Origin of the sequence: Bacillus sp. YKCMOAS1, assembly GCF_030268125.1 — a bacterium.
In the GTDB taxonomy this organism is placed as follows: Bacteria; Bacillota; Bacilli; order Bacillales; family Bacillaceae; genus Bacillus; species Bacillus safensis.
This window is the reverse complement of sequence record NZ_BSEI01000006.1, coordinates 141,293-141,584: the sequence shown is the minus strand read 5'-3', so window position 1 is coordinate 141,584 and position 292 is coordinate 141,293. Positions and strand designations below refer to the sequence as shown.

General features: G+C 57.2%; 1 protein-coding gene. It reads left to right on the top strand.

Annotated elements, in window-relative coordinates:
• On the top strand, window positions 1–292 hold a 292-nt coding region (locus tag QSJ46_RS17235; RefSeq protein WP_285605084.1), incomplete at both ends, for a hypothetical protein.

Sequence of the window (292 nt, the reverse complement as noted above, 5' to 3'; positions counted from 1 at the left end):
ACTGGACTTCCAGGAGTAACCGGAGCTACGGGCGTAACAGGGCCGACTGGAGTGACAGGAGCCACAGGTTTAACAGGAGCAACTGGAGAGACGGGAGCCACAGGTCTAACAGGAGCAACTGGAGAGACGGGAGCCACAGGTCTAACAGGTGCAACCGGAGTGACAGGAGCCACAGGTTTAACAGGAGCAACTGGAGAGACGGGAGCCACAGGTTTAACAGGAGCAACTGGAGAGACGGGAGCCACAGGTCTAACAGGTGCAACCGGAGTGACAGGAGCCACAGGTTTAACAG